Origin of the sequence: Sulfurovum sp. bin170, from assembly GCF_010892395.1 — a bacterium.
Taxonomy (GTDB): Bacteria; Campylobacterota; Campylobacteria; order Campylobacterales; family Sulfurovaceae; genus UBA1140.
Map to the genome: position 1 here is coordinate 1 of NZ_JAACKB010000415.1, position 4,939 is coordinate 4,939.

Here is a 4,939-nt window from a genome sequence, read left to right on the forward strand (position 1 = left end):
AATTTGAAAAATCAAGGAAAAATTTTGTTAAAAAAAGAAGAGCTTTATACAGAAGAGATTAATGAGGCTACTACAAATAATATATATTCTGAAGAGAATCGAGTTAAAGTATTGTTGATATTTACTCTTTTTTTTATGATTCTTACTATAGGCTATTTAATATATAATAGTGCTAAAGATAACGGAAGCGTAATAAAAGGAACTAGAGTACTAGGTGTTAGTTATATAGTTGAGGAGAAAGTCAAACAAAAAGAGTCAAACAAAGAGCCTATGGTAGAGTATAATACCAAATCAGATATATCAAATATAGATGATAATGGAGAGTATGACGGCGTGGTTATGGTTGATGATAGAGGTGATTATAGAGATGCTACGGTGGTAGACGAGAAAGAAGAGGAGTACACAAAGATAGTGACGGTAAAAAATCCAATATAATATGCAATTAATTTTGCATTTTAATAAAATAATAATTTATGTTGTTTTTTAAGTTTTTTTGTATATAATTGTTATATATAACTTTTAAGGAAGTCTCATAATGCATATTAAAGATATACAATCATTATATAGGGAGTTATTGGAGAATGAAAAAAGATATGACATGGATAGTTCCATAAAATCTCTATTGGCTTTTTTAAATTTTAATAATATAGCAACATATAATGATTATATCTGTAGAATATGTAAGGAGAAGAGATATAGACTCTTTTCTAGCTTAAAAATTTAGATTATGGTTACTGAAACTATTGGTTTTCACACTTGTCACACATTATTTACTATCATATTAATATATGTTAAGGCAAAAAGATATATAATAATAGTCATATCTCTGAAGGGGAGTCTATGAAGGAAGTATTAATAGTAATATTATCTGCAGTTGTTGGGTATATTGTATTGTCAGCGTTTTCTGTCAGTGATACACCTGGAGAAGCAGTGCGTAGGATTTTGGAGCGTCCTAGCAATGACATGGAGCAGAAGCAGAAGTTAGATTTGATAAGAGCTGAAAAAGAGCATGAACAGAAACTAGCTGAACTGCAGAAAGAGAAAGAGATAGAGACTTTGCGTATTGAAAAAGAGCATGATACTAAAGTTGAGATAAAAGAGATAGATTCAAGAACAGATAGTACTCTTGCAACTATCAAGTATGGCTCTTCTGATAGACAAAAAGAGGAAGATAATAAGATGCTAATCGCTATCTCTCTTTTGGTATTTATCCTTATTTATATATATCTCAAATATCAAAGAACTTTAGCTCATGATGAGTTGGAAAAAGATAAAGATTATAAAGATATGTTGGCAAAAAAAGAGTATGCTGAGAGAATTTTAGCCATTGTAGCAACGGGTAATATATCAGTTGAGACAGAGCATAAGCTTCTAAAAATTTTAGATGAACTTAACAATCCACATATTCACATCAATAGTCCGAATAATCAACTTGGTAGACATCCAAATCCTGATATAGAGCAACTTCCTCTTCAACGAAATAGGTAGTTTTCTATTCATATATATTGACAACTGTTACTCAAAACAGCTTGTCTCAAAAGGTAACATCAAAACTTATTAGTATAATAATTGTGGACTATTCAAATCACCATTACCCAAACTAAGCTATTCTACTATCAGTGAAGAAACCTCTCACTTAAATTAAAATTAACAAGGGGACCAAATGGCAGCAATGATAGCTCCTGAGAACACTCCAGTATGGGTAGACACAGCAAGATGTAAAGCCTGTGATATATGCGTGGACGCATGTCCAGCTGGTGTGCTTTCTATGCAAGCAGAACCAACTTCGACTTTGGGTGCGATGATTACCGTAATCTCACCTGATTCATGTATCGGATGTAATGAGTGTGAACTCGTATGTCCAGACTTTGCTATTTATGTAGCGGAGAAGAAAACATTTAAATTTGCTAAATTGACAAGTGCTTCTAAAGCAAGACAAGAGGCGATTGCAAATAATGGGTATAGACTACCTGCAGATTATAAGGAGGCAAACTAATGTCAGCAACAAGAGAAGTAATATCAACTGGTAATGAACTATCTGCAATCGCAGCGGTTGATGCTGGATGTATGTTTTTTGGTGGTTATCCACTAACACCTTCAAGTGAAGTGATGCATGTTATCTCTGACCTTCTACCAAAAGTTGGTGGAGCATCGATTCAGATGGAAGATGAGATTGCAGGTATATGTGCAGTAATCGGTGCATCTATGAGTGGTGTAAGAGCTTTAACAGCAACTTCAGGACCCGGTATTTCACTAAAAGCTGAAAACCTTGGACTTGCACAGATGGCAGAAGTTCCTTTGGTATGTGTGAATGTTATGAGAGGTGGTCCATCAACTGGTCTTCCAACTCGTGTATCTCAGGGTGATGTTGCTCAAGCGAAAAATCCATCTCATGGTGATTACCGTTCAATCACTTTATGTGCTGGTAACTTGGCTGAGTGTTATACTGAAACAGTAAGAGCATTTAACTTGGCTGATAGATTTATGCAACCAGTATTTGTACTACTAGATGAGACTTTAGGTCACATGCATGGTAAAGCGATGCTTCCAACAGTAGAAGAGGTAAAAGAGGGAATCGTTCTTAGAAAGAAATTTGACGGTCCAGCTGATGAGTATTTCCCATATGAGTGTGGACCTACTGAACCAGCGGTTCTTAACCCTATGTTTGGAGGTTACAGATACCACTTTACAGGTCTTCACCATGACAAAAATGGTTTCCCAACAGAGGAGATTGAGACTTGTAGAAAACTGATTCAGAGACTTGATGATAAGGTTACAGCACATGTTGATGAGCTTGAGTCTTATGAAGAGTTTATGTGTGATGATGCAGAGATTCTTATTATCGCTTATGGTTCAGTATCATTGGCTGCAAAAGAGGCGATTCGTCACCTAAGAGCAGATGGAATTAAAGCTGGACTCTTTAGACCAATCACTTTATGGCCATCACCAGAAGCGAAGATTAAAGAGTACACAGACAAGATTAAAGATGTTCTTGTTGTTGAGCTTAACATTGGTCAGTATATGGATGAGGTTCAAAGAGCATCAGGTAGACTTGACCTTAAGGGACTTTACAAAGTAAACGGAAGACCAATCTCTCCTTACGAGATTGTAAATGAAGTAAAAGAGGTATTCTAGTATGGCATTTAATTATGATAAGTATTTAAGACTTGAAAAGATGCCAACACTATGGTGTTGGGGTTGTGGTGACGGGGTTATCCTTAAGTCATTCATTAGAGCTGTTGAAAAAATGGGTTGGACTCAAGATGAAGTATGTGTTGTCTCTGGAATTGGATGTTCTGGACGATTCTCTTCATATGTTGACTTCAATACCATTCACACAACACACGGTAGAACTATAGCATACGCAACAGGTGTTAAACTTGCTAACCCTACTAAACATGTTATCTGTGTTGCAGGTGATGGTGATGCATTGGCTATTGGTGGTAACCACTCTATTCATGGAGCTAGAAGAAATATTGATATTACATTTATCATTATCAATAACTTCATCTACGGTTTGACCAACTCTCAAACTTCTCCAACTACTCCAAAAGGTATGTGGACAGTTACTCAAAAAGTTGGTAATATTGACCCTACTTTTGATACTTGTGAGTTGATGATTGCATCTGGTGCATCGTTTGTTGCAAGAGAGAATGTAACCGCTCCTAAAAAACTTGAAAAAGTCATATTTGAAGCATTCAAACATAAAGGCTTCGCAGTGGTTGAAGCACTCTCAAACTGTCATATTAACCTTGGTAGAAAGAACAAAATGGTTTCTGCTATGGATAACCTTGACTGGATTGATAGCATTACAGTTTCTAAAAAGAAATATGAAAAGATGAGTCCAGAAGAGCAACTTAATCTGCTTCCTACAGGTATCTTAAAGCAAGATGCAGAGGCAGATGAGTATTGTGATATGTATGCAGAGATTATCAAAGTACATCAAGGTGAGAGAAAGAAAATCACCCAAGATGACTTTGCTAAGAAAATATAAGGAGGAGACACAATGGCACGAACATTAATGAGATTTACAGGCGTTGGTGGACAGGGTGTTCTTCTTGCTGGTGAGATTTTTGCAGCTGCAAAAATCGCCACTGGTGGACACGGTCTAAAAACTGCAACATATACATCACAAGTGCGTGGTGGAGCAACAGTTGTTGATATTACTCTGGATGAGAAAGAAATCTACTACCCATATGCAAATGATGGTGAGATTGACTTCATGCTCTCAGTTGCAGATGTAAGTTATCAGCAGTTCAAAGGTGGAGTACAAGAGGGTGGGACAATCGTTATTGAGCCAAACTTGGTACACCCAACAGAGGAAGATAGAAAAAAATGGAATATTGTAGAGATACCTATTATTACTATCGCTAAAGAAGAGGTAGGAAATGTAATTACTCAATCGGTAGTTGCACTGGCTATTGCCAATACATTTTTGAATGCTGTTGATAAGAAAGTTCTTATTGATACAATGCTCTCAAAAGTACCTGCCAAAGTTCATGACATCAATTTGGTGGCTTATGATTTGGGTGAAAAGTATGCTAAAGAGAAAGGTGCTTAAGATTTCATAATTTAATGGTAGGGCTTAAAAGCACTGCCATATAAGTTCTGAAGAGTTGAGTTGATAATTATAAATTATCAACTCTCAATTAAAGTTCAAACTACTTTGAGCAGGAAGAAGAGCTATTATTCTCTTGTCCAAGACTTGCTAACCCTCCTTGCGTACACCCTTTTACAGGTTTATCTGACTTCTCTATTTGTGGTTTTCCTTTGGAATCCCAATTGACCTTGCCCCCATTGGCAACTACAACGAATGCTAAAAAGAGCATTAATATATGTAAAAATCTCATTTCTTAATCCTTGTTTTGAATTGGTGCAAAGCACTCTATTGTCACTATTTGTCATTTTATAAAAAATAGAAACTAAGAACTCTTTTTAA

Annotated in this window: 7 protein-coding genes; 6 read left to right on the forward strand and 1 reads right to left on the reverse strand. The window is 35.8% G+C overall.

Going from position 1 to position 4,939, the window contains the following annotated elements; genetic code table 11:
- The 6 genes from GSY74_RS09800 to GSY74_RS09825 all read left to right on the forward strand — a co-directional run.
- The coding region (locus GSY74_RS09800) for a hypothetical protein (protein WP_223157527.1) at nucleotides 1-435 on the forward strand (435 nt) is incomplete at its 5' end.
- A gap of 405 nt (nucleotides 436-840) precedes the next feature.
- The gene (locus tag GSY74_RS09805; protein WP_164664922.1) at nucleotides 841-1,488 is read left to right on the forward strand and encodes a hypothetical protein; all 648 of its coding nucleotides are present in this window, start codon (nucleotides 841-843) and stop codon (nucleotides 1,486-1,488) included.
- Nucleotides 1,489-1,663: 175 nt separating this feature from the next.
- Nucleotides 1,664-1,996, forward strand: coding sequence for a 4Fe-4S binding protein (locus GSY74_RS09810; protein WP_164664923.1), 333 nt, complete (start codon nucleotides 1,664-1,666; stop codon nucleotides 1,994-1,996).
- Nucleotides 1,996-3,135 carry a 2-oxoglutarate synthase subunit alpha gene (locus GSY74_RS09815; RefSeq protein ID WP_164664924.1) on the forward strand — a complete coding sequence of 380 codons (1,140 nt, stop codon included), beginning with the start codon at nucleotides 1,996-1,998 and terminating at the stop codon, nucleotides 3,133-3,135. Before GSY74_RS09810 ends, GSY74_RS09815 begins: the two co-directional genes overlap by 1 nt.
- 1 nt (nucleotide 3,136) lies before the next feature.
- Entirely contained in the window at nucleotides 3,137-3,994 is an 858-nt protein-coding gene (locus GSY74_RS09820; RefSeq protein WP_164664925.1) for a 2-oxoglutarate ferredoxin oxidoreductase subunit beta, read from the forward strand.
- A 12-nt stretch (nucleotides 3,995-4,006) separates the two neighbouring features.
- Nucleotides 4,007-4,561: a 2-oxoacid:acceptor oxidoreductase family protein gene (locus GSY74_RS09825; RefSeq protein WP_164664926.1), complete on the forward strand. Its 555-nt coding sequence runs from the start codon at nucleotides 4,007-4,009 to the stop codon at nucleotides 4,559-4,561.
- 100 nt (nucleotides 4,562-4,661) lie between these two features.
- On the opposite strand, the gene GSY74_RS09830 is transcribed toward GSY74_RS09825, so the two are convergent.
- Entirely contained in the window at nucleotides 4,662-4,850 is a 189-nt protein-coding gene (locus GSY74_RS09830; protein ID WP_164664927.1) for a hypothetical protein, read from the reverse strand.
- Between the last annotated feature and the right edge of the window lie 89 nt (nucleotides 4,851-4,939).

Bases quoted from the DNA above. Each gene is read 5' to 3' on its own strand.
- GSY74_RS09820 (WP_164664925.1), top strand. From the start codon at position 3,137: ATGGCATTTAATTATGATAAGTATTTAAGACTTGAAAAGATGCCAACA.
- GSY74_RS09810 (WP_164664923.1), top strand. From the start codon at position 1,664: ATGGCAGCAATGATAGCTCCTGAGAACACTCCAGTATGGGTAGACACA.
- GSY74_RS09805 (WP_164664922.1), top strand. From the start codon at position 841: ATGAAGGAAGTATTAATAGTAATATTATCTGCAGTTGTTGGGTATATT.
- GSY74_RS09825 (WP_164664926.1), top strand. From the start codon at position 4,007: ATGGCACGAACATTAATGAGATTTACAGGCGTTGGTGGACAGGGTGTT.
- GSY74_RS09830 (WP_164664927.1), bottom strand. From the start codon at position 4,850: ATGAGATTTTTACATATATTAATGCTCTTTTTAGCATTCGTTGTAGTT.
- GSY74_RS09815 (WP_164664924.1), top strand. From the start codon at position 1,996: ATGTCAGCAACAAGAGAAGTAATATCAACTGGTAATGAACTATCTGCA.